Raw genomic sequence first — 21787 nt, forward strand, 5'->3', positions numbered from 1 at the left:
TTTCAATGGTGATGTCAGCTGTTGGCACCGACCAGATCGTTCGAACGCTTGTTGTCGGCGGCAAGCCAACCCACTTTCGTACCCAGGGCCGCATCGACGCTGAACTTTCCGGCACCCACGACGGCGAGCAGCAGCGCGCCCATCCCGAGCGACAAGACCAGCTCGTATCCGCCGTCGGACGCCCAGATGCCGTTGTCGATATGCGTGATGAAAAGCGCGCCAAGCATGTCGAGGAACAGCAGAGCACCGACGATCGGGGTCAGGACGCCGGCAATCAGGGCGATGCCACCGAGGATCTCGAGCCAGGTGACCAGGAAGGCCGACACCGGGGCCAGCGGCACATCCATCATCTCGAAGCCGGCTTTCGGTCCGGCCCATCCGTTCTGCTGGAACTTCTGAAGTCCATGCGCCAAGAAGACGATGCCGAGACCGATGCGCGCAACGAGGATGCCTACGCTACGAATGATGGGGTTATTCATTCTCTGAACTGCCTTAATGTGCGAAGTTGACTTGATGTATCAAGTAAATAGTACGTAAATTCAACTTGATGCGTCAAGTAATGCGGCAGGAGCTCCCAGTCGTAATACACTTCGACAATGCAGAGCGGGCCGGAGCCGAAGTGGCTCGACGACGAAGAAATGGACGCCTGGATCCAGGTGGCGACCGCGTTGGCGCGCCTGCCTCACGCGCTCGATGCACAGCTGCTGCGCGACGCTCAGCTCACCCACTTCGAGTACGAGGTGCTCGCGGCCTTGTCCGAGGCCCCCGATCGCACACTTCGCATGAGCACACTGGCCGAGATGTCCTATGGCTCACTGTCCCGTTTGTCCCACGTGGTCACCCGCCTGGAAAAGCGCGAATGGGTCAGGCGGTTTCCCTGCCCGGACGACGGTCGATTCACCAATGCCGTTCTGACGGAAGCAGGTTGGGACAAAGTGGTCGAAACCGCTCCCGGGTACGCCGCCAACGTTCGATCCCTGGTCATCGATCGACTCAGTCGCGCTCAGCTCCGCCAACTCACGGCGATCGGCAAACGGATCAACGCCGGTTCGCCTCCACTACGGTGAACAGCGCCAACCTGCACAGCGAGATGATCAGGGCGCCAGGGTCAGCCAGTCGGTGAACCCCGAGGGATCGTGCCGCCCCAGCGCACCATGTTCGAACAGCCCGAATCCCTCCACGCCGTCAGCGCCGGGACCGGTACAGACCGCCCTTCCGACATGGTCGATGACTCCGAACATCATCCGGCCGGCAACCGCGGCGTCGGTGATGTCGTAGCTGACCCGTTCGACGAACTTCTCTCCGTGCCAGCTGCCGTGAATCCAGTCGGGGTCACCGCCGTATCCACCGCCGACATGTATCGGTACCGCCAGCCGGGATTCGATCTCGAGTACCAGCGGGGATCCGTCGGGCGTGGTGCATTCGATGGTTGCCCCGATCGGGATCCGGGTGCCGGAGGCGTATCGGATCGCCACCCGCGGCCAGCCGAGTTGTTCGGTGCGGCCGTCGGACCACACCCGGGTGCAATCGTTGAGGGTCCGGAATCCGGTCGGATCTTCCTGGATGATCAGAATGACCGCGAAGTCGTCGAAGCGCATCGGAACGTACAGCCACCACATGCCCTCAAATGGCGGATCAGCAGGCCGGCCCGCCGGTTCGGGCTCTCCGACCGGACGGATACCCCAGGACCGATCGCGAGTGCCCACCCACGTCGACGGATCGACGGCGATGTCGGTGCCGTCGATCGACAATGTGCCACTCCATGTACCCACCTGGGCAAACCGTTGCGCCTGCAAAGTGATTCGGCTGCCGGTGCGCATGATGTGCGGTTGTTCCTGCAGGACGTCGAACGAGCCCTGCCACGTCATGTCCATGGCGATGCCCTCGGTGGGTTCGAGGATCAGACGCAGGGTCCGCAGCGGTTCGACCACCTCGATCCGATAACCGTTGACGTGCTGGTTGAGTCGGTCGGAGTCGATGGCGTCACCGAGGTGAACCGCGGTCTGCACGTCACCTCGCCGCACTAACACAAAAGCATCCTTGGTGCCCAGATTCGGGTAATAGCCCGCACCGGTGATCACAAATATGTCGCCGGTGCGGTCGTGGGCATTAAAGTAGCTGCGGTCGTAGAAGTTTCGATCACTCGAGTCGACGAGTCCGATGGGTAGCGGCGTTTGATGAATGGGGTACTCGTCGAGCGGTTCGATCACTGTGCTTCCCCTTTGCCGGTACCGATGAGTTGTTCGAGGAGCGCCCGATGATGGAACAGTCCATCCACCTCGTCGGGCATCTCGATTTCGCCGAAGTGCACCTGCCGGGCCCCGGTTCGCATGAATACACAACCCCAGATCACTGCGGCGTACGCGTAGAACCAGTCGAGGTCGCCAACAGCCACGCCGGTCAGTTCTGTGTACGTGGAGACCACATCATGTTCGGTCAAGGTATCCGGCATCCCGGGAAGTCCCAGCGTGGTGGCAATGTGCTGAAATACGTTGTGTGCAAAAATCATCCACGCGATGTCGAGCTCACGCGGACCGACGGTCGTCATCTCCCAGTCGAGTACCGCCACCGGTGCGAAGTCGCGATATAGCGTGTTGCCCAATCGCGCGTCACCCCACAGCAGGACCGGCTGCGCCGCCTCGGCGTCCGTGGGCCAGTGCTCTTCGAGCCAGTCGAATGCCCGGTCCAGCAGCGGCGATCTGCCGAGGTCACGGGCAGCGAACTCATACCAGGATCTGCACCAGTTGACGTTGCGCCGCAGGGCGCTGTCACCTGCAGTTCCCTCATCGAGAAAGCCGAATGTGTTTTCTGCGTCCGGTATCGAGTGCAATTTGGCGATGACGGCCACCGTGGCATCTTGCACGGCTCGCTGCTGCAGTGCCGAGGCGTCATGGAACCAGTTGTCTCCGAATGTATATGGCATCACATCAGGTGGAACGGTCCCGTCGACGTGGTCCATCAGAAAGAACGGTGTGCCCAGGACGTCGCCGGTGGGTTCCATCCAGCGCACCTGCGGTACCGGGATGTCGGTCAGCTCCCCCACCAGGCGCATGACCTCGAATTGGTGGTCGAGCCGATACTCGGGAAAGACAGGTACATCCTCGTCGGCCGGGGTCACACGTGCCACGTACCGGCGTGATGTCGTTTCACCCCCCTCGTCCCAGGTGGCGGTGAGCACAATTGTCTCCGAGGACATCCCGTTGCTGTTTATGCCACTGTCGACGGCAACCGAGGGTGTGACCCCATCGGGCAGGACCGTCGACAACCAGGCGGCGAGCCGCCGGGGAAGTGTGGCCGCGTCCCTACTGGAACGCGTCAACTTCATGTCAGCAAGTGGTTGTTCAGCTGCCACCGATTTCCCTCCGGAAGCTTGCGCGCCTCACCAAAAATGTGACGCAGATTACGATACCGCTGGTTGCGTAATGAAAGCAGAGCGCCCACGTGATGACAAGGATTTGCTGCTTTCCGGCATTGCATCCGCAGCATCCCAACTCGAAGGACGGTAACGGTGCCACTACCCGGTGAACCACTGGACAAACTCGGATTTCTCACGATCGGGCGATTCGATCCAGCCAACCCGGCCGACGGCCATGAGTCGACCCTGAGAATCATCGAGCTCGCCGAGGACCTGGGATTCGACAGTGTCTGGCTGCGGCATCGTCATCTGCAGTTCGGGATCTCGTCACCTGTTGCGGTCCTTGCTGCCGCCACTCAGCGGACCAGCCGAATCGATCTCGGCACCGCTGTCATCCCACTCGGTCTCGAGAACCCCCTGCGCCTGGCCGAAGATCTCGCCACGGTCGACATCCTCTCCGGCGGACGACTCAATCCCGGCGTCTCCGTCGGTACTCCGATGCGCTACGACAACTTCAAGACCAGCCTTTACCCCGAGACGCACGCGATCGAGAACTTCAGCAAAGACCGGGTCCGCAGGCTCATGGACAACATACGAGGTGTCCCGGTCAGCGACTTCGAGGGAACCGTTGGGATAGAAGAGTTCTCACGCATCGTCCAGCCTCACTCCCCTGGATTGATCGACCGACTCTGGTACGGCGGGATGTTGTCGTCGGCGATCTGGGCCGGGCAACAGGGTCTGAACTATCTGACCAGTTCGGTGGTCACCGCCGAAGGATCGGACTCACTGGACTTCGCAACCATTCAGGCGCAGCACATCGATGCCTACCGCGCACACCATCGACGCCCCGAAAAAGCCCGGGTGTCACAGGGTTTGGTGGTGATCCCAACCGACTCGGCCACACCCGAGCAGATTCGGAGGTACCGGGCCTATGCCGCGGCCCGCTTCGACCGGACGCTGTCCCCGCAAGGCCCGCGCAAAATGCTCTTCGCCCCTGACATCGTCGGCACCTCGGACGAGATCGCCGATGTGTTGTTCTCCCATGCGGGATTCCAGAGAACGCAGGAGACAACCTTTGCGTTGCCGTTCTCGTTCGACGATCCCGACTACCTGCAGATCCTCACCGACATGGCCGTGCACCTCGGCCCGAAGCTGGGGTGGACACCCACATCCGGTTGATGAGCCACCGCCATCACGCCGCGGCAGACCGATGAGTTTTCGGCATCGGGGCGGTCAGACCCAAGATTTCGTCGAGGATCCCCATCGGCGACTACGGCTCACCGTCGGGTTGCGCAAAGAGAACGGGCGCTGGACGGTGACCCACGAGCACCACTCATTTCCCCTGGACATCGAATGATCGCGACATCGAGCAGCGCGACGGCGGGTCACGCTTCTGCGGTCAGCTCTTCGACAATTCCGGGGTTTCGAACTCGCCTGCCTCGTCTTCGTCGGTCTCGATGGGGCCGGTGAACTGGCTGTTGTACAAGCGGTAGTAGGCACCGCGGGCAACGAGGAGTTCATCGTGCGAACCCTGCTCGACGATCCGGCCCTGCTCCATCACCAGGATCGTGTCGGCATCCCGCACCGTCGACAACCGGTGGGCGATGACAAAGCTCGTGCGGTCGGATCGAAGTGCGGCCATCGCCTTTTGGATCAGGAGTTCGGTGCGGGTGTCGACGGAACTGGTTGCCTCATCGAGGATGAGCAAGGTCGGCTTCGCCAGGAACGCCCTGGCGATCGTGATGAGTTGCTTCTCGCCGGCGCTGACGCCGCCACCCTCTTCATCGATGACGGTGTCGTATCCCTGGGGCAGAACCCGCACGAAGTGATCGACGTGGCTGACGTGGGCGGCCTCCATGATCGCCTCGTCGTCGGCGTCCGGATCACCGTAGGCGATGTTGTCGCGGATGGATCCGCCGAACAACCACGAGTCCTGCAGAACCATGCCGGTCCGCTCACGCAGATCGTCACGGGTCATGTGCGAGGTGTCCACACCGTCGAGTTTGATCGTCCCGGAATCCACGTCATAGAAGCGCATGATCAGGTTCACCAGGGTGGTCTTGCCTGCACCCGTCGGACCGACGATGGCCACCATGTGTCCGGGTTTGGCCACCAGCGACAGGTTTTCGATCAGTGGGCGATCGGGCACGTATCGGAATGACACGTCGTCAAAAGTGATGAGCCCCTTGCTGGTCGCCGGCGACTCGGGCATCACCGGATCCGGGCTCTGTTCTTCGGCATCGAGGATGTCGAAGATCCGCTCGGCGGAGGCCACCCCACTCTGCATCAGGTTGACCATCGACCCGATCTGGGTCAGCGGCTGGGTGAATTGCCGCGAGTACTGGATGAATGCCTGCACATCGCCCAGACTCAGCGAACCCGCTGCCACCCGCAGCCCACCGACGACGGCGATGGCCACGTAGTTGAGGTTTCCGAGGAACATGATGGCGGGCATGATGATTCCGGAGACGAACTGCGCTTTCCAGCTGGCGCTGTACAACTTTTCGTTGCGATCGTCGAACCGCCGCTCGACATCGTCCTGCCGACCGAACGCCTTGATCAGTTCGTGGCCCGAGAAGGCCTCTTCCACCTGACCGTTGAGCCGGCCGGTGTTGGACCACTGCGCCATGAAGTGCGGTTTGGACCTTTTGGCCACCATCGCGGTGACCACGACCGCCAAGGGAATCGTGACGATCGCGATGAGCGAGAGCAGCGGCGAGATCCAGACCATCATCACCAGGATCGCGAGGACCGTCAGAACGGAGTTGAGCACCTGGGCGATCGTCTGCTGCAAGCTCTGCGAGACGTTGTCGAGGTCGTTGGTCACCCGACTCAACATGTCTCCACGCTGATTGCCGTCAAAGTATCGCAACGGCAGCCGGTGGATCTTCGCCTCCACTTCGGCGCGCAGCTCCCTCACCGTGCGCTGGGTGAGCACGTTGAGCACTCGGCCCATCAGCCAGCTCAACACCGCGGACACGAAATACAGGACAAGAACCAGGATCAGGACCCGAGCGACGTCACCGAAGTCGATGCCCACGCCCGGTACGAGATCCATCGACGACACCATGTCGGCAAATGTGTCGTCGCCTCGCTCCCGGAGCGTCGCGACCGCCTGCGCCTTGCTCTGGCCTGCAGGCAACTGGTCGCCGATGACCCCGGCGAAGATCAGGTCGGTGGCATGCCCGAGCAACAACGGCCCGACGGCGGTCAGGACCACCGAGGTGACCGCGAAGAGCGCCATCACACCCACCGCCAGCCGGCGCGCGACCAGCATGCGCAGCACCCTCTTGACGGACGGGCCGAAGGACTTGGGCTTCTCCACCGGTACGGCGCCCATCGACGGTCCGCCGCCACCTCCCGGCCGCGTCATGCCCGTCCCTCCACGGACAGCTGCGATTGCACGATCTCCGCGTAGGTCGGGCAGGTCTCGATCAATTCGTCGTGCGTGCCGATCCCCACGACCGCCCCACAATCGAGGACGACGATCTGATCGGCGTCGGCGATCGTGGTGATCCGCTGCGCCACGATGAGAACGCAGGCCTCACGGGTTGCCGGACGCAGAGCCGCCCGCAGGCGCGCATCGGTGCTGAGGTCGAGTGCGGAGAACGAGTCGTCGAAGAGATAGATCTTGGGTTTTCGGATCAGCGCGCGGGCGATCGCCAGCCGCTGCCGCTGACCGCCGGACACCGTGGTGCCGCCCTGGGCGACCTTGGTCTCGAGTTGATCGGGCATGTCCCGGACGAAATCGGCTGCCTGGGCGACGGTCAACGCTTCCCACATCTCTTCCTCTGTTGCGTCCTCCTTGCCGTACCGCAGGTTGGACGCGACGGTCCCGGAGAACAGATAGGGCCGCTGCGGGACCAATCCGATTTCCGCCCGCAGCACCGCTGGGTCGAGGTCGCGGATGTCGGTGCCGCCGACGAACACCGCGCCGTCGGTGACATCGATCAGGCGCGGCACCAGTGACAGCAACGTGGTCTTACCCGAACCCGTCGATCCGACGATGGCGGTGGTCGTTCCCGGCCGCGCGGTGAAAGTGATGTCGCGTAGAACCGGTTCGTCGGCGCCCGGATATTGAAAACGCGCCGAGCGCAATTCGACAAACCCGGCATGCGCGCGCATCGGTGTCGGGTCGGCCCGCGGAACCACCGACGATTCGGTCTCCAGCACCTCGTAGATCCGTTCGGCGCACACCGCCGCCCGCGGCGCCATCATCGCCAGGAACGACGCCATCATGACGGCCATCAGGATCTGGGTGACGTAGGCGATCATCGCGGTCAGGGCGCCGATCTGAACGCTCCCGTCCTCGATGAGATGTCCACCGAACCAGATAATGACCACGATGGTCACGTTGGTGATCAGCAGGACCGACGGGAACATCAGCGCCATCAGCCGGCCGACGTAGAGCGACGCGTTCGTGAGGTCATCGTTGGCCCGGGAGAAGCGGGCGCGTTCATGTGGTTCCCGGACGAAGGCGCGAACCACCCGAATGCCGGTGATCTGCTCGCGCAGGACCCGGTTGACCACATCGATGCGGGTCTGCATGGCGCGATAGCCCGGCACCATCCGATAGATGATGTAGGCCATGCTCACGCCGAGGAAGGGCACTGCCACCACCAGAACCCAGGCCAGCTTGCCGCCGACGCCGATACCCAGCACGATGCCCCCGATACACATGATGGGTGCCGTCACGAGCATCGAACAGGCCATCACTCCGACCATCTGGACCTGCTGGACGTCGTTGGTCGTCCGGGTGATGAGCGATGGCGCCCCGAACGTGCCGACCTCGCGGGCCGAAAAACTGTCCACCCGATGCAGGAGGTCGTGGCGGATGTCGCGGCCGGCTCCGAGCGCCGCGCGGGCGCCGAAGTACGTCGCCGCGATCGAGGCGCAGACCTGGACCAGCGAGACCGCCAACATCCATCCACCGATCCGCAGGATGTAGCCCGAATCGCCCTTGGCCACGCCGTAATCGATGATGTCGGCGTTCAGTGTGGGCAGGTACAGCATCGCGGCAGTTGCCACCAATTGCAGTACGACGACACACATCAGCTGGGACCGATAGGCACCCATGTAGGTGCGTAACAAACGGGTCAACATGGGGCAGTCACATGTTTGACGTTAGCAAGCCTGCAGATCCATCCTCACCTGGATTATTCGTGAGTCCACCGATGTCCGTTTCAGACCACCCATGCGGTTCACCCCGTACGGCTCACCGAGCCCAGGGCGGCGCGATCACCTCGCCATCGGCGGTGGTGGCCTGCAGTCCCGCAGTGGTGCTCACCCACACCGATGCATCCTCGCCTCCACCATCGATCCTGACCTCACTGTTCGCGCCGATCACGACGACATCTCCGGTCCGCGCCTGCGCGCACACACCGTCGAGCGTTACCTCCAGATCCCCTTGCAGGACCAGCAGGACCTCCTCCCGATCGGGGCGGTGCGCGACACCGATCTGGCGGGTCGGAACCTCTAGGCGCCAGGCACAGAGTTGCTCACTGCCCCGGGACGGATTCACATAGGCGTGAAAGGTGCTTCCGTGCACGGAGAAAACCGTGGCATCGGTGGACGAGATGATCGGCATGGGAGCCTCCAGACGTAATAGACAAGTCACTTGACCATATAGACAAGAGGCTTGTCTGTCGATGGCATACTGCTCCACATGACTGACAATGACTGGAATTCCGCCTCGGCACTACTGAGGCTGTCGGCGCAATTGGTCGACGGGATACAGGACGGCATGGCCCGGCGCGGTTTCACCGACGTCCGGCCGGTCCATGGATTCCTCTTCGCCGCGGCATCATCGGGGCCGACCACGGCAACGGACATCGCCGAGCAGCTACAGGTGACCAAACAGGCTGCTGCACAACTCATCGCATACCTGATCGAACGGGGCTATCTGACGAAGAAGGTCAGTGACGCCGACCGCCGCATCCAACTGGTCGAGCTCACCCCGCGTGGACATGCCTGTACGCAGGCGGCACAGGAGTCAGCTGAGGAATGCGTCGATTCGTGGCATGGACGGCTGCCGCGTAAGGATTTCGACACGTTCGTCAGGGCGTTGAATGTTCTCGCCGGTCCCGGACGGCTCCGCCCGAGCTGGTGATCTCAGCTGGTGGTGCGGGTCCGTGCGGGTGCGACCCCCAGGAAGTCCTCGAGGATGTCCACAACCGTCAGCGGAGCCTCGGCATGCGGATAGTGTCCGACACCGGGCAGGACCTCGAGCCGGCTACCCGGGATGGCCTCATGTGCGGCGTAACCGTGCGCGACCGGGATGATCTTGTCTGCGTCGCCCCAGATGAGCAGCGTTGGCAGCTCCGAGTTCAGGTACAGCCGATTCATCGCGCTGACCGCCTGGCCGCGATGGTCGACCACCGAACGCAGCGTCCGCAAGAATGCCTGCCGTGTCTCGCGGTCGGCGAGCGACGAATAGGACCGCCACGTCTCAGCGGTTCGCGGTGACTGGATTCCGATCGAGCCCATCCATGATCCGATCTTGTTCCCCACGGCCAGGACCGGCTTCGGCGCGATGATCGGCAACACGAGTTCGGTTCCGGGAGCCGCCAGGAGCCGCAGGGTCCAGTTGACGTCCGGACCGAGTCCGCCGCTACCGATCAGGACGAGGCGTTCGCAATACTCAGGGTGCTGGTAGGTGAATTGCATGGCGACACCGCCACCGAGCGACTGGCCGATGACCGTGACCTTGTCGATGCCGAGTTCACGCAGCAGATCCCGAAGGGTCGCCGCGAACGCACCGAGTGAGTAGTCACCGCGCGGTTTGCCGGACTCTCCGTGGCCGGGCAGATCGGGCGCGATCACGCGGTGCGTGCGGGCCAGGAGGGGCGCCACCGCGCGCCATGTCGTCGAACTGCCTGCCATCCCGTGGATCAGCAGGAGTACGTCGCCACTCCCCTCGTCTTGATACGCAATTCGCTCGCCGTGCAGGTCTATGTGTTGGAGTTCGTTCATGTCGCCTCCCATTGGGTTACTGCGTGACCCGGAACCAGACATTAGTCGGCAGTGGCGTGAGTGAGCCCGGTTCGTTCCAGCTTGACCGGGTATGACCCCCGGCGCATCGAACAGCCTGACACCGTCACCCACCAGTATGGGCGCAATACCGATCATCAGCTCATCGACCTGCCGTCGCCAGTTCCAGGCCCATCAGCAAACGAGCCGGTCATACGAAGACGAGTCACCTATTTGTGGCTCGAATTCGTACAACCGGCTCGTTTGTGATGGAGGTGGATCAGGCGTCGATCAGATCGCGCGGCGGTTTGCCACCCTCGCGCATCGGATCTTCGTCGGCCGCGATGTCGATGGTCTGGCGCAATGGGCGATTCGGAAGGAACGCCACTGCGATCAACGCGACCACGGCTGCGGCCGCGGCGATCAGGAAGATCGCACTGGTGGCGTCGCCATAGGCCGCTCGCACAATCGTTTGAACCGGATCGGGCAACGCACCGATGTCGAGGTTGCCTCCCGACGAACCGCCCGGGATGCCCAGTTTGGACAAACCCGACGCCGACAGATCGGCGACCCGGGTGGCCAACACCGAACCGAGAACCGATACACCGACCGCGCCACCGAATGTTCGGAAGAACGCGACGTTGCTCGAGGCGGCGCCGATGTTGTGAACACTGACGGTGTTCTGGACTACGAGGACCAGGTTTTGCATCAGCATTCCGGTGCCGAGTCCGACGACCATCGTGAACCCTCCGACGAGCCACAGGCTGGTCGCGTGATCGATGGTCCCCAACAGGCCGAAGCCGATGATCAACAACGTCGCACCGACGAGCATGTACGGCTTCCACTTACCGAAGCGGCTGATCAGCTGCCCTGAGCCGACCGATCCGATCAGCATGCCCGCCACCATGGGTATGGACAGGACGCCCGCGAGTGTCGGCGAGAAACCGCGTGCGGTCTGGAAGTACTGGCCGAGGAAGGTTGTCGCGCCGAACATTCCCAAACCGACGGCGATCGAGGCGATGATGGCCAGGCCGGTGGTCCGCTCGACGACGATCTTGAGCGGAATGATCGGCGACTTCACCTTGGATTCGACCATGACTGTCGCCAACAGCAGCAGTACACCTCCGGCGACGTACATCGCGGACTCCTTGGAGAGCCAGTCGTAGTAGCCGGCCTTGCCCGCAAACGAGACCCAGATCAGCAGGACGGAGATCCCGGCGGTCAGCAACGTGGCGCCGAGCCAGTCGATCGAGACGTCTTCCTTGCGGTCGGTCTTGATGTGCAGCGTCCTCTGCAGCAAGAACAGTGCGATCACTGCGAGCGGCACGCACACGAAGAAGCACCAGCGCCATCCGAGTGGACTGTCGACGATGACACCACCGAGGATCGGACCACCCGACATCGACACGGCCATCACTGCACCCATGTATCCGGAGTAGCGGCCACGTTCACGTGGCGAGACGATGCTGCCGATGATGGCGACGACCAGAGCGGTCAGACCACCCATGCCAACACCCTGGATCACACGCGCTGCCAACAGAATCGGGACGGTATGCGCAAATCCGGCGATGATCGACCCGACGACGAAGATCACCAGCGAGCTCTGGACGAGCACTTTCTTGTTGAAGATGTCGGAAAGCTTGCCCCAGATCGGGGTCGAGGCCGCATTGGCCAACAGTGCGGTGGTGATGACCCAGGCATACGCCGTCTGTGAGCCTTTGAGGTCGCCGATGATGGTCGGCAGGGCGGTCGCGACGATCGTGGTACTGAGCAATGCGGTGAACAGACCCGCGAGGAGCCCGATCATCGTCTTGAGAATTTGTTGGTGTGTCATCGCCAGCGGATCGTGCTTCACAGCCGCCGTCGTCGAGCTAGACATAGATTTCCTGGCTTTCCTTGCGATGGGACGTGGGCTCCGACCGTCCGGTCCGATGCATGTATTCGTTCATCGATTGTTTGAGTCTTTGCACCGCGACCCCTGCGGCTTCGGCGTCGGCTTCAGGCCAGTCGGAGAGCACCTTCTGGAGTTCGCGAGCGCGTGTATCGCGCTTACGGTGCAACGCTTCCCGACCGGCCGAGGTCAGCGATATCTGGGTCGCACGGCCGTCTTCGGGATCGGATTGCCTGACAACGAAACCGCCGTTGACAAGTTCGGTGATGTGACGACTGAGCGCAGATTGACTCAGGCACAGGTCTGTGGCGAGTTCCGTCTGCCGGCAGGGTTCGCCGGCGGCCAGTGCCGCCAGCACCCCGAGACCACCCTGGTGAATGTCGCCGTCGTCTTCGGTCGCAAGCGTTCTGCGCATAATCCGGCCGAGTAGGTGCAGATCGACTATCAACGCACGGGCTGCCTCAGTGGACATGGCCATGTGACTCCCCCCTTAATTAATTGATTGCACTACGCAACTATATGTTGGTTGCATGTAGAAATCAACTAAGTGCCCGCGGGGGATATTCCTGACACCCAACGCAGAACGAGACCGCGACCGCGACCGATCACCCCGGTCCGCGGTCCCGCTCACCACGCGTTTGTTCAGAGGCGGCCGACGATGATCAACCGGAAACCACACTTGGAACGATGTCGTAGACCGCCTCCGCCGGAACCGCCATCACGCGATCGGCCATCTCCTGCTTGACCACGACCAGACGCGCTTCCTCCTCGGCGCTACGGGCGGCCATGCGCGAGAGGGTGATGTACTCGTCGACGACGAATCCTTCCCGGATCACGAGCGTGACACTCACGCCGCGATAGTCGAGTTGGAAGACGTAGATCTCCATCGTCGTTCCGCGTTCCGGACGCTTCAGGGTGCCGTCGACCGTGTATCGGCCCTCGGTGACCGCCCGGGTCACGAGCTCGAAGGTGTCCCGCACGCCGGGACCACCGTGTGAGGTGGTGACCACGATCTCCCGCCGTTCGACCGGCCCGTCCTTCGCCAGCGCCGGCAGTGCTCTTTCGAGAACTTTGAAGGCGTGGGCAACACCACCTGGCGCAAGTGGGCCGTGGTAGCGCAGCGCGTCGTCGAATCCGAACTCGAGCATGGCGCCCCGGTCGATCACTTCGAGGGATTTCGTCATGGTGCAGTTCTCACATTCTCGTCGATCGATTCACCTACTATCCACAATCGACGATCCCACGCCTCGGTCGAACTAGTCGCGCGCGGCCTGGCGCGGATAGCCGCGGCGCACGGTTCTGTCGAGAATCCCCAGCGTGCTTGCCAACGAGTTGGTGTGGATGACCGGGAAGATGTTCTTTTCTCGCCATTCCGGATGGATGTCGGACCAGTCGTAGAACGAGATGACCTTTGTCGCACCATCAGCCGCCGGCTCGAGCCGATACCCGTAGACGTGACCGATCTGCGGTCGCAGACGACCGAGAATCGTCCAAGAGACCTCGACATCGGGGATAAGAGTCTTGATGGTCACCGTCACGTCGTACTCCCCCAGTGGAAAGTCGCCCAACGCTTCCCGGTCCATGTGGACCACAAACGTATCGCCGACAGCTTTGACGCGCTCCCCGGTTGCATCCATCAACATCCCCGACGCGTCGATGGCCACGTGCCCCTGAGGATCGGTGAGCACCGCGAAGATGTCGGCTGCGCTCGCGCGGATCAGGCGTTCGGATTCGAGACGTTCAGATTGCTTCTGTTCAACGGTCATACAACAGGCTAGCCATGCCGCGCGACGAAGCTCACCCGATCGTGTTCAGTTCCTCCACGAGATCGAAGACCGGATCGTCGGGTCCGATGTCGAAGGTGCAGGATGTGGGCCGCGGATCCGGCACGAACGCCCAGAACAGTGCACCGGCGGTGCCGGCCAGCTTCTGTCCCGACACCTTGGTGTCGAAGTCGTCCACCCGGTCGGGCAGCGATCCACACGACCCGGCGTTCTGCCCGATTTCGGCCACCACCAAGGGTTTTCCGAGTAGTTGCGCCTGAACGAGGTGCGTGGCCAGCCCGTTCCAGGTGTCGCCCGGCAGCGGTACCCCATCGGCGCCATAGTCGTGGTACTCCAGAACATCGACATTGCTCGACGCGTTGACGAGTCGATAGTCGTCGCCCGCCGATCCGCACTGCCCGCCTCCGAGGAGACCCGCCCAGATCGGCGTATTGGGGTCGGCCGTTCGAACAAGCGCGCCGGCGTCGTCGAAGAAATCGCGCAGCACCTCTCCGGCGTCTGCCGGGCACGTCCGGGTTTGCCAGTGGCAGGCGGTGTTCGCGCACAGGCTGGTCTCGGGCTCACCCACCAGCTCCCACCCGGCCAGCGCCGGTGACGATTTCCACCGGTTGACCGCGGTCGACACCCACTGATCAAACCGCAGCGGCGACCCGGCCGGGACCACGGTGTCCCAGTCGTCGTCGTACCAGTCGTATCCCTTGAAGAGCTCGTCCTCGCATGCACCGTCACCGGCCGCCAGCACCGGGACCACCAACTGGTCATGGTCGGCCGCCGCTTCGAACACCGCATCCATCGGACCGAAATCGAGTTGTCCGGTGTATTTGTTCACCGCCAGCCGCTCAAACGCGTTGAACCGCGTCAGAGACCCGGGTTCGAGTGCGGAGAAGTAGGAGTCGAGGTCGACCATCGCGCCGCATCCGGCGTTCACCGACCAATCGGTCGCCAGCTGATAGGCGTTGAATCCACTGGGCCACCAGGGGTTTCCGTCCAGGGTCAAGCCCGTGCTCGTGGACTGCACGCGATGCGGCGACCCGGGTGCAGCTCCGGCTCCCGGCGCCGCGGATAGCTGCAATGCGCACACACCGAATACAAGCGCGATGACCGTCAGTAGCGAGCACCTTCGTGGGACGTTGTGTTTCATCAACCAACCTATGCGGATTTGTGAGCGTCACAGTCATATTTGCATAGCTGAAGCTGCGCCGCCCGTCAGACGCCGATTGCGCCCGATGGCGCGACCGAACCACAATTCGGGTATTGCCCGATCCGCGAGCGACTGGCAGCATCAGGTGATGGCAGGTCTACTGAGCGAATCCGACATCACCAAGGCCCTCGCCGACCTGACTTTCTGGTCGCGTTCCGGCGATTCCTTGACACGCACGATCGAATGCGCGGATTTTCCGGCAGCGATCGCGTTGGTCGATCGCGTTGCCGAGGCAGCCGAAGCCGCCAATCATCATCCGGATATTGATATCCGTTGGCGCAACGTCACATTCACCCTGAGCACGCATTCAGAGGGCGGGATCACCGGCAAGGACACCGTGCTCGCCCACCAGATCGACGATCTCACCCACTGATCCAGACTCCTGCTCAGCGCGCGGAGAGCGCGGCGTATCGGGCGATGTGCTGATCGGCCGGACCGAACTCGTACTCGATCGCGGTGAGTCGCTTGAAGTAGTCCCCGATCGCCAGTTCTTCGGTCATGCCCATGCCGCCGTGCAACTGGACCGCATTCTGGCCGATGAACCGCGCCGAACGTCCGATGGTCGCCTTGGCCGCCGAAACCGCCAATGAACGCTCCACCGGCTCAGCCTCGAGATTGAGTACGGCAAGGTAGACCGCGGCGATGGACTGCTCGAGCTCCATGTACATGTCGACCATCCGGTGCTGCAACGCCTGGAAGCTGCCGATCGCCTGCCCGAACTGACGTCGCTGCTTTGCATATTCCACGGTGTCCGCCAGTACCTTTCGCATCAGACCCACGGCTTCGGACGTAACTGCCGCGGTGGCCTCGTCGACTGCCTTGTCGATCGACGCCCAGGCACCGCCTTCTGCCCCCAGCAGGGCGTTGGCGGGCAGTCGCAGGTCGGTGAACGTCAAGTCTGCGGCCTGACGATCGTCGATTGTGCGGTAGGCGTGAGAGTCGATGCCCGCAGGCAGATCGTCCGGGTCGACGTCGACCACGAACAGGGAGATGCCGTCGGTGTCCCGCTGCGATCCGGAGGTGCGGGCGGTGACCAGGAGATGGTTGGCCAGCGGCGCGCTGGTCACCACAGTCTTGACCCCGTTGATCACCCACTCGTCACCGTCACGGCGTGCCGTGGTGGCCACATCGCTGTAGCTGTGACCCGACGTCGGCTCGGTCGCGGCAAACGCGGTGATCGCGGTACCGGCAACAATGTTCCCGACGATCTTTGCGGCCCGATCACCACCGGCCCGCCGGAGCAATCCGGATCCGATCACCACGGTGTCGACAAACGGTTCGACAACCAGCGCAAATCCGAGAGCCTCGGTGACGATCATGAGCTCGACGGGACCACCGCCGAGTCCGCCGTCCTCTTCGGGCAGGGTGGCGCCGAGGATTCCGAGGTCGTCGGCGAAGCCGGCCCAGATCGCTGGTTGCCAGCCGGCGCCGGTCTTGGCCGCCGCTCTACTGCTTTCCAGGCCATATCGCGTGGCCAGGAACTTGGTGAGTCCGTCGCGAAGTAGTTCCTGCTCTTTTGTCAGGCTGAAGTCCATCAGAGCCCCAATGCTGCTTTTGCCAGAATGTTTCGCTGTATTTCGTTGCTACCGGCGTAAATCGAACCCGCCCGGTCGTTGAAGTAGCGCAGTGGCGCCACCGCTTGCCACTGCTCACCACTGACATATCCGCCCGCAGGTTCGGAGAACTCCGCGATCGGGCCACCCGGTCGGGCAGCATGCGGCTGATACACCCGCCCGCGTGGTCCGGCGGCCTCGAGGGTGATCTCGGTGAGTTTCTGGCTGAGTTCGGTCGCGAGGACCTTCAGCATCGACGACGCCGGCCCGGGATCCTTACCCGAAGCCATCGCCGACAGCGTTCGGTATTCGAGGATCTCGAGGACCTTCGTCCGGATCTTGGCCTCGGCGAGTTTTGAGGAGAAGGCTGGGTCCTCGATGAGAGGACGGCCATCGGGACCGGGCACCCCGGCTGCCGCCTTGGCCGCCGACTCGGCCATGACCTGCAGCGCGGGGGCTGCCGCTGCCCCACCACGCTCAAAGACCAGCAGGTACTTCGCGACGGTCCAGCCGTCGTCGATCGTGCCGATGACATTCGACTTCGGCACGCGCACGCCATCGAAGAAGACCTGGTTCTGAACCTGTTCGCCCGAGGTCATCACCAACGGGCGGATTTCAATGCCGGGCGAGGTCATGTCGATCAGCAGGAAGGTGATGCCCTGCTGCTTCTTCTCATGCTTGGATGTCCGGACCAGGCAGAACATCCAATTCGCCTCGGCCGCATGAGTTGTCCAAATCTTGCTTCCGGTACAGACCAGATCGTCACCCTCGTCGACAGCGGCCATCGTCAGCGACGCCAGATCCGAACCCGCCTCTGGCTCCGAGTACCCCTGGCAAAAGAACACCTCGCCGGTGAGGATGCCCGGCAGGAAGAAATCTTTCTGCTCCTGCGTCCCGAACGCGGCGATCGCATGCGAGACCATCCGAATACCCATGGGCGACAACGAGGGCGCACCCGCCAGCACAGATTCGCGACTGAAGATGTAGTGCTGGGTCAGACTCCAGTCACACCCTCCGTGTTCGACGGCCCACGCCGGCGCCGCCCATCCACGCTCGTTCAGGATGCGCTGCCACTCCACACTCGCCTCGTGCTCGGAGTAGACACTCGTCATGAGGCGACCTGCCTGACGCAGGTCCGGCGTGAGTTTCTCGTCGAGGAAGGCGACCACCTCGTCGCGGAAGGTCGCGTCAGCTTCTGACCAATCCAAATCCATCTGTGCTCCCCCGCATTGCTCCGCCACAGTTGACCACCGAGGCCACCAGAGACAAAATCTACTTATGTCTCAGGGAGCCGTCAACGGTCACGCCGCGGTGTCTTCACGCCCGACCCGAGACGACGTCATCGATCTCGCCCACAGCTGGTTCCGCAATGGCCGGCGGGTCGACGTCCAGCAACTGTCCCGCGAACTCGGCATCGGCCGCGCGACCATCTACCGGTGGTACGCGGGCCGTGAGGTGATCATCGGTGAGGTCGTGTGGCGCATCGTGGCCGAGGCATTGCGCCGAGTGGAGGACCGCGAGGGTTACCCCGCGACAGCAGAACGATTTGTGCACAATTTCGGCGAGATGGCCACGGCCGTGCGTGGTTACCGTCCACTCTCGCGTTTTGTCTCCGACGATCCCGAATATGCGCTGCGCGTACTCAGCACTCGGTACAGCGTTGTTCAGGGCCGGCTCATCGAATGGAATGTGGTGCGGCTTCAGGCCATTCCTGAGATCGGACCGGACGTCGACATCACCGCACTGGCATATGCGATCGTGCGCGTCGGGGAATCGTTCATCTGGAGCGACATGATCACCGGCGAACCGCCCGCCCCGAAGCAGGCAACGGCGATGGTGGCGTTACTTCTGGCCGGCGCCTGTTCCGCTCAGCGTTGCCAGATTTGGCCGGGCGGGGCAACCTGAAGAGCACATACGTCCGAGAAAGGGTGGGTATGACCACACGGGCGAGGTCCGTTGCCGAGGTCGCCCGTCGAATCCAGGACTCCCGGGTGGCCCGATACCTACGTAGCGCACCACTGACTTTCACGTGGCTCGCTGTCCTGCTCGCGACCACGATCATTCAACATTCCGTGGCACCCGAACGCCTGGAGATAATCCTCGGCAACGGATCCACCAACATCGCACATTTGTCCGAAGACCCGATACGCGTGATGATCACCAGCCTGTTCTGGCTCGACGGCTATTACTGGCTCCCCTACTTCTTCCTGTTCTGCATCTTCCTCGCACCCGCGGAACGCTGGCTCGGCCAACAACTCTGGCTGTGTATCGGATTGGTCGCCCATATCCTCGCCACCCTGCTCAGTGAGGGCGTGCTCTATTGGGCAATCCAGCACGGACATGCGCCCGAATCGTTGATCAATGTGCGCGATATCGGGGTCAGCTACTTCCTCGCCGGGATCGTCGGCGTGCTCACCTACCGTCTCGCCTACCCATGGCGATGGATTTACGCAGTCGGGGTGATCGCACTGATCGGCAGTCCGCTCCTGTCACACATCACATTCACCGAAATCGGCCACTTCAGCGCCCTGCTGATCGGCATGGCCTGCTATCCGCTGACCCGTCGCCGCACAAACCGGCCGTGGAATCCCCTCGAAGCACCGGCACGGTGGTGGAAGAGTCGCCGACCACTGACCGGCAGCTAGCGATACCAAACGAATAATGCCTGGTCCAGGCAGTGCCATTCGGCCAAATCGGACATTTTCGGTGTTAGGCTCGCTCTGATCCAGGCCTAAGCCCGATACCTGACGGCTCCCCTGGCGAAAGGCGAACCAGGGTGCAGAAATACCACCGCAGACCGGCGAAGCTGTGGACGCTCAACATTGCTTTGACTGCTCTGATCCTCACGGCCTGTGGCGCCGAACGACCCGACGTCCTTCTGGGCTATATACAACCTGCTGATCCGAAAGCAGTCGTCGACGGATCCGGTTCGGACACGGGCACTTCCAACGATGGTGGACCGGTGCGAACCGCAAGCAATGTGCCGATGAAGAAATTGGCGGCGGGAGAAAAGCCACCGCAATTCATCCTCTTCTCATTCGACGGAGTCGGGGTGTCGGAGAACTGGGACCTGTTCCTCGAGACCTCCAAGGAGGTCGACGCACGATTCACCGCGCTGATGACCGGCCTGTACTTCCTCACCGACGACAATAAATCCGAATATCAGGGCCCTGGATACAAACCCGGTGAATCGGCCCTGGCATTCGGTGGCACCGAAGAAGAAGTCATCGAACAGGTCGAATACTTGAACAAGACCTGGTACGACGGTCACGAAATGGGCACCCACTACGTAGGACACTGGTGCGCAGGCACAAAGAATCCCGGTAAGGACTGGTCGACCGCGGAATGGAACCACGAACTCGATGAGTTCTTCCACCTGATGAGTGACTGGAAGACCATCAACAACCTGCCGAACGCGCCCGACCTCGCATTCGGATCCGATGTCGTCAAGGGCGGGCGCACACCTTGCCTCGAAGGCGGTATGGGTCAATTGTTTCCGGCTCTCGGCGCACACGACATGACCTGGGATTCGTCCAAGGCGGCACGCCAACCGGGCGTCTATTGGCCGACCAAGGTGGGCAGTGTCTGGGAATTCCCGGTTCCGTACACGTGGTCGCCGCCGCTCAATCATCGGCAGACCGCGCTCGACTACAACTACTGGTACACCTTCAACAAGGCAAAAAACCAACCCGGCGACGCCCCGAAGATACGCAAGATCGTCAAAGAGTCGTACGACTACATGTACAAACGGGCATACGAGGGAAATCGTGCCCCGCTGGTGATCGCCAATCACTTCAACGACTGGAGCGGGAACGCCTTCAATCCCGCCACCGCGGACTTCATGAGCGAGGTTTGCGGCAAACCCGAAACACTCTGCGCGACATACCAGGACGTCATCGCCTGGATCGAATTGCAGGATCCAGGTGCTTTGGAACCGTGGATCGCCATGCCGGCTGTCGCGGTGGACGCCAACAATTGACCCCATTTTCAAAATGCGGCGGGCAAAAGTGCCGACCCATGTCGTCGAGTGAGCGATCTGCCTGTCACCTCACGACTGCGGTGACAAGCAGGTACTCCCACTCCATCACACCGTCGTCATCGAGGGCATTGCGTGCGAGGTCGGCCAGCCCGGTGTCCAGAGTCGCTGTCGCCTCGGGGTTTTCGGCGTTGGCCTTGTAGACCGCGATCGTGGGACCGTAGGTCGCCTTCAAGAACTCCCGGAACTCTTCGGGGGTCTCGAACCGGTCCACCTTCAACGTCTGCCTGACTGCGGCGACTTCGGCAATCCGGTCGCCGAAGAGCGTCCGCACATGGTCCTCCTGACCCCACAACGGCGGCGGCTGTGCACCGGGAGGCGGTGGAGGTGCATAAGGCTTCATCGTCGCGAACATCTGGCCGATGAACCCCTGCGGAGTCCAATTGATCAGACCGATCCGTCCGCCCGAGCGGCAGACCCGGACAATCTCATCGGCAGTCTCCTGGTGGTGCGGCGCGAACATCGCACCCACACACGAGATCACGACGTCAAAGCTGTTGTCGTCGAATGGAAGTGCTTCTACATCTGCTTCCTGCCACGTGAGTTGGACCTGCCGTTCGGTGGCCAGTTGTCGCCCGGCCGTGAACAATTCGGGGGTCAGGTCGCTGGCGACCACCGTGGCACCGGTCTCGGCAGCGGGGATGGCTGCGTTACCCGAACCCGCGGCGACGTCCAGTACGCGGTCGTTTTCGTGGATCTTGACCGCGTCGACCAGCGTCGGACCGAGGTTTGCGATCACCTCGGTGGCCACGGCGGGATAGTCACCGGACGCCCACAACGCTCGGTGCTTGATCTTGATCGGGTCGGGGGTCGTTGTTCGTGTTGCCATCGCCGGACTCCTTCGTGTGGCGTAACCGGTTTGCGGATTTCTGACGTCTTCGATGTTGCAACCACCTCACCGCGTCATCCAGTTCCAGATCTGTACCGAACCCGGTTTCGAATCTGTACTGGTGCGCCGAACGGACGGGGTGTGTACTGGCAAGGACAACGCAAGGAGT

General features: G+C 62.4%; 23 protein-coding genes. 8 read left to right on the forward strand and 15 right to left on the reverse strand.

The genetic code is table 11. From position 1 onward, the window contains the following. Window positions 1-14: 14 nt before the first annotated feature. Window positions 15-479, reverse strand: coding sequence for a DoxX family protein (locus AC1TPF_RS19455; protein WP_482145023.1), 465 nt, complete (start codon window positions 477-479; stop codon window positions 15-17). Window positions 480-596: 117 nt separating this feature from the next. Here AC1TPF_RS19455 and AC1TPF_RS19460 point away from each other — a divergent pair, with 117 nt between their 5' ends. Beyond that, window positions 597-1067, forward strand: a complete 471-nt coding sequence (locus AC1TPF_RS19460; protein WP_482139606.1) for a MarR family winged helix-turn-helix transcriptional regulator — start codon at window positions 597-599, stop codon at window positions 1065-1067. Between the two features lie 27 nt (window positions 1068-1094). On the opposite strand, the gene AC1TPF_RS19465 is transcribed toward AC1TPF_RS19460, so the two are convergent. Beyond that, window positions 1095-2210: an Rv3169 family protein gene (locus AC1TPF_RS19465; RefSeq protein WP_482145024.1), complete on the reverse strand. Its 1116-nt coding sequence runs from the start codon at window positions 2208-2210 to the stop codon at window positions 1095-1097. Then, entirely contained in the window at window positions 2207-3325 is a 1119-nt protein-coding gene (locus AC1TPF_RS19470; protein WP_482145152.1) for a phosphotransferase family protein, read from the reverse strand. Before AC1TPF_RS19470 ends, AC1TPF_RS19465 begins: the two co-directional genes overlap by 4 nt. Before the next feature lie 183 nt (window positions 3326-3508). Between AC1TPF_RS19470 and AC1TPF_RS19475 the strand changes: the two genes are divergently transcribed. Together AC1TPF_RS19475 and AC1TPF_RS19480 are read left to right on the forward strand one after the other, a co-directional pair. Further along, the gene (locus AC1TPF_RS19475) at window positions 3509-4534 is read left to right on the forward strand and encodes an LLM class flavin-dependent oxidoreductase (protein WP_482145025.1); all 1026 of its coding nucleotides are present in this window, start codon (window positions 3509-3511) and stop codon (window positions 4532-4534) included. A gap of 31 nt (window positions 4535-4565) precedes the next feature. Continuing rightward, window positions 4566-4712: a nuclear transport factor 2 family protein gene (locus AC1TPF_RS19480; protein WP_482145026.1), complete on the forward strand. Its 147-nt coding sequence runs from the start codon at window positions 4566-4568 to the stop codon at window positions 4710-4712. Window positions 4713-4754: 42 nt separating this feature from the next. Here AC1TPF_RS19480 and AC1TPF_RS19485 read toward each other — a convergent pair whose 3' ends face one another. From AC1TPF_RS19485 to AC1TPF_RS19495, 3 genes are all read right to left on the reverse strand, one after another. Further along, entirely contained in the window at window positions 4755-6728 is a 1974-nt protein-coding gene (locus tag AC1TPF_RS19485) for an ABC transporter ATP-binding protein (RefSeq protein ID WP_482145027.1), read from the reverse strand. Further along, window positions 6725-8458, reverse strand: a complete 1734-nt coding sequence (locus AC1TPF_RS19490) for an ABC transporter ATP-binding protein (protein ID WP_482139611.1) — start codon at window positions 8456-8458, stop codon at window positions 6725-6727. The genes AC1TPF_RS19485 and AC1TPF_RS19490 overlap by 4 nt, the downstream gene beginning before the upstream one ends. Window positions 8459-8570: 112 nt before the next feature. Next, a complete protein-coding gene (locus AC1TPF_RS19495; protein WP_482145028.1) occupies window positions 8571-8942 on the reverse strand; it encodes a cupin domain-containing protein in 372 nt (123 codons plus the stop codon). 78 nt (window positions 8943-9020) lie between these two features. Here AC1TPF_RS19495 and AC1TPF_RS19500 point away from each other — a divergent pair, with 78 nt between their 5' ends. After that, a complete protein-coding gene (locus AC1TPF_RS19500; RefSeq protein WP_482139613.1) occupies window positions 9021-9464 on the forward strand; it encodes a MarR family winged helix-turn-helix transcriptional regulator in 444 nt (147 codons plus the stop codon). Window positions 9465-9466: 2 nt separating this feature from the next. Here the strand turns inward: AC1TPF_RS19500 and AC1TPF_RS19505 are convergent, their stop codons facing one another. The 6 genes from AC1TPF_RS19505 to AC1TPF_RS19530 all read right to left on the reverse strand — a co-directional run bounded on the left by AC1TPF_RS19505 (window position 9467) and on the right by AC1TPF_RS19530 (window position 15140). Further along, window positions 9467-10327: an alpha/beta fold hydrolase gene (locus AC1TPF_RS19505; RefSeq protein ID WP_482139614.1), complete on the reverse strand. Its 861-nt coding sequence runs from the start codon at window positions 10325-10327 to the stop codon at window positions 9467-9469. Window positions 10328-10604: 277 nt separating this feature from the next. Next, entirely contained in the window at window positions 10605-12203 is a 1599-nt protein-coding gene (locus tag AC1TPF_RS19510; protein ID WP_482139615.1) for an MDR family MFS transporter, read from the reverse strand. Beyond that, window positions 12196-12687, reverse strand: a complete 492-nt coding sequence (locus AC1TPF_RS19515; RefSeq protein WP_482145029.1) for a MarR family winged helix-turn-helix transcriptional regulator — start codon at window positions 12685-12687, stop codon at window positions 12196-12198. Before AC1TPF_RS19515 ends, AC1TPF_RS19510 begins: the two co-directional genes overlap by 8 nt. Window positions 12688-12877: 190 nt before the next feature. Then, a complete protein-coding gene (locus tag AC1TPF_RS19520; protein WP_482145030.1) occupies window positions 12878-13399 on the reverse strand; it encodes a hypothetical protein in 522 nt (173 codons plus the stop codon). A 72-nt stretch (window positions 13400-13471) separates the two neighbouring features. Then, complete coding sequence (locus AC1TPF_RS19525) at window positions 13472-13981, reverse strand: SRPBCC family protein (protein ID WP_482139618.1); 510 nt, start codon at window positions 13979-13981, stop codon at window positions 13472-13474. A 31-nt stretch (window positions 13982-14012) separates the two neighbouring features. Further along, window positions 14013-15140, reverse strand: a complete 1128-nt coding sequence (locus AC1TPF_RS19530; RefSeq protein ID WP_482139619.1) for a beta-mannosidase — start codon at window positions 15138-15140, stop codon at window positions 14013-14015. A gap of 148 nt (window positions 15141-15288) precedes the next feature. On the opposite strand from AC1TPF_RS19530, the gene AC1TPF_RS19535 reads away from it, so the two are divergent. Continuing rightward, a complete protein-coding gene (locus tag AC1TPF_RS19535) occupies window positions 15289-15573 on the forward strand; it encodes a 4a-hydroxytetrahydrobiopterin dehydratase (protein WP_482139620.1) in 285 nt (94 codons plus the stop codon). 13 nt (window positions 15574-15586) lie between these two features. On the opposite strand, the gene AC1TPF_RS19540 is transcribed toward AC1TPF_RS19535, so the two are convergent. Both AC1TPF_RS19540 and AC1TPF_RS19545 read right to left on the reverse strand, forming a co-directional pair. Further along, window positions 15587-16735, reverse strand: coding sequence for an acyl-CoA dehydrogenase family protein (locus tag AC1TPF_RS19540; protein ID WP_482145031.1), 1149 nt, complete (start codon window positions 16733-16735; stop codon window positions 15587-15589). Further along, window positions 16735-17967 carry an acyl-CoA dehydrogenase family protein gene (locus AC1TPF_RS19545; protein ID WP_482145032.1) on the reverse strand — a complete coding sequence of 411 codons (1233 nt, stop codon included), beginning with the start codon at window positions 17965-17967 and terminating at the stop codon, window positions 16735-16737. Before AC1TPF_RS19545 ends, AC1TPF_RS19540 begins: the two co-directional genes overlap by 1 nt. Before the next feature lie 64 nt (window positions 17968-18031). Between AC1TPF_RS19545 and AC1TPF_RS19550 the strand changes: the two genes are divergently transcribed. From AC1TPF_RS19550 to AC1TPF_RS19560, 3 genes are all read left to right on the forward strand, one after another. Beyond that, complete coding sequence (locus AC1TPF_RS19550) at window positions 18032-18658, forward strand: QsdR family transcriptional regulator (RefSeq protein ID WP_482139623.1); 627 nt, start codon at window positions 18032-18034, stop codon at window positions 18656-18658. Between the two features lie 29 nt (window positions 18659-18687). Beyond that, window positions 18688-19398 (forward strand): rhomboid-like protein, encoded by a 711-nt coding sequence (locus AC1TPF_RS19555; protein ID WP_482145033.1) that lies wholly within the window; start codon window positions 18688-18690, stop codon window positions 19396-19398. Window positions 19399-19529: 131 nt separating this feature from the next. After that, complete coding sequence (locus AC1TPF_RS19560; protein ID WP_482145034.1) at window positions 19530-20732, forward strand: polysaccharide deacetylase family protein; 1203 nt, start codon at window positions 19530-19532, stop codon at window positions 20730-20732. A 64-nt stretch (window positions 20733-20796) separates the two neighbouring features. Here the strand turns inward: AC1TPF_RS19560 and AC1TPF_RS19565 are convergent, their stop codons facing one another. Further along, entirely contained in the window at window positions 20797-21618 is an 822-nt protein-coding gene (locus AC1TPF_RS19565) for a class I SAM-dependent methyltransferase (protein ID WP_482145035.1), read from the reverse strand. Window positions 21619-21787: the final 169 nt, after the last annotated feature.

The organism is Williamsia sp. Y853, from assembly GCF_056786495.1.

Bases quoted from the DNA above. Each gene is read 5' to 3' on its own strand.
- AC1TPF_RS19455 (WP_482145023.1), bottom strand. From the start codon at position 479: ATGAATAACCCCATCATTCGTAGCGTAGGCATCCTCGTTGCGCGCATC.
- AC1TPF_RS19460 (WP_482139606.1), top strand. From the start codon at position 597: ATGCAGAGCGGGCCGGAGCCGAAGTGGCTCGACGACGAAGAAATGGAC.
- AC1TPF_RS19470 (WP_482145152.1), bottom strand. From the start codon at position 3,325: ATGAAGTTGACGCGTTCCAGTAGGGACGCGGCCACACTTCCCCGGCGG.
- AC1TPF_RS19480 (WP_482145026.1), top strand. From the start codon at position 4,566: ATGAGTTTTCGGCATCGGGGCGGTCAGACCCAAGATTTCGTCGAGGAT.
- AC1TPF_RS19485 (WP_482145027.1), bottom strand. From the start codon at position 6,728: ATGACGCGGCCGGGAGGTGGCGGCGGACCGTCGATGGGCGCCGTACCG.
- AC1TPF_RS19490 (WP_482139611.1), bottom strand. From the start codon at position 8,458: ATGTTGACCCGTTTGTTACGCACCTACATGGGTGCCTATCGGTCCCAG.
- AC1TPF_RS19495 (WP_482145028.1), bottom strand. From the start codon at position 8,942: ATGCCGATCATCTCGTCCACCGATGCCACGGTTTTCTCCGTGCACGGA.
- AC1TPF_RS19500 (WP_482139613.1), top strand. From the start codon at position 9,021: ATGACTGACAATGACTGGAATTCCGCCTCGGCACTACTGAGGCTGTCG.
- AC1TPF_RS19505 (WP_482139614.1), bottom strand. From the start codon at position 10,327: ATGAACGAACTCCAACACATAGACCTGCACGGCGAGCGAATTGCGTAT.
- AC1TPF_RS19510 (WP_482139615.1), bottom strand. From the start codon at position 12,203: ATGTCTAGCTCGACGACGGCGGCTGTGAAGCACGATCCGCTGGCGATG.
- AC1TPF_RS19515 (WP_482145029.1), bottom strand. From the start codon at position 12,687: ATGTCCACTGAGGCAGCCCGTGCGTTGATAGTCGATCTGCACCTACTC.
- AC1TPF_RS19520 (WP_482145030.1), bottom strand. From the start codon at position 13,399: ATGACGAAATCCCTCGAAGTGATCGACCGGGGCGCCATGCTCGAGTTC.
- AC1TPF_RS19525 (WP_482139618.1), bottom strand. From the start codon at position 13,981: ATGACCGTTGAACAGAAGCAATCTGAACGTCTCGAATCCGAACGCCTG.
- AC1TPF_RS19530 (WP_482139619.1), bottom strand. From the start codon at position 15,140: ATGAAACACAACGTCCCACGAAGGTGCTCGCTACTGACGGTCATCGCG.
- AC1TPF_RS19535 (WP_482139620.1), top strand. From the start codon at position 15,289: ATGGCAGGTCTACTGAGCGAATCCGACATCACCAAGGCCCTCGCCGAC.
- AC1TPF_RS19540 (WP_482145031.1), bottom strand. From the start codon at position 16,735: ATGGACTTCAGCCTGACAAAAGAGCAGGAACTACTTCGCGACGGACTC.
- AC1TPF_RS19545 (WP_482145032.1), bottom strand. From the start codon at position 17,967: ATGGATTTGGATTGGTCAGAAGCTGACGCGACCTTCCGCGACGAGGTG.
- AC1TPF_RS19550 (WP_482139623.1), top strand. From the start codon at position 18,032: ATGTCTCAGGGAGCCGTCAACGGTCACGCCGCGGTGTCTTCACGCCCG.
- AC1TPF_RS19555 (WP_482145033.1), top strand. From the start codon at position 18,688: ATGACCACACGGGCGAGGTCCGTTGCCGAGGTCGCCCGTCGAATCCAG.
- AC1TPF_RS19565 (WP_482145035.1), bottom strand. From the start codon at position 21,618: ATGGCAACACGAACAACGACCCCCGACCCGATCAAGATCAAGCACCGA.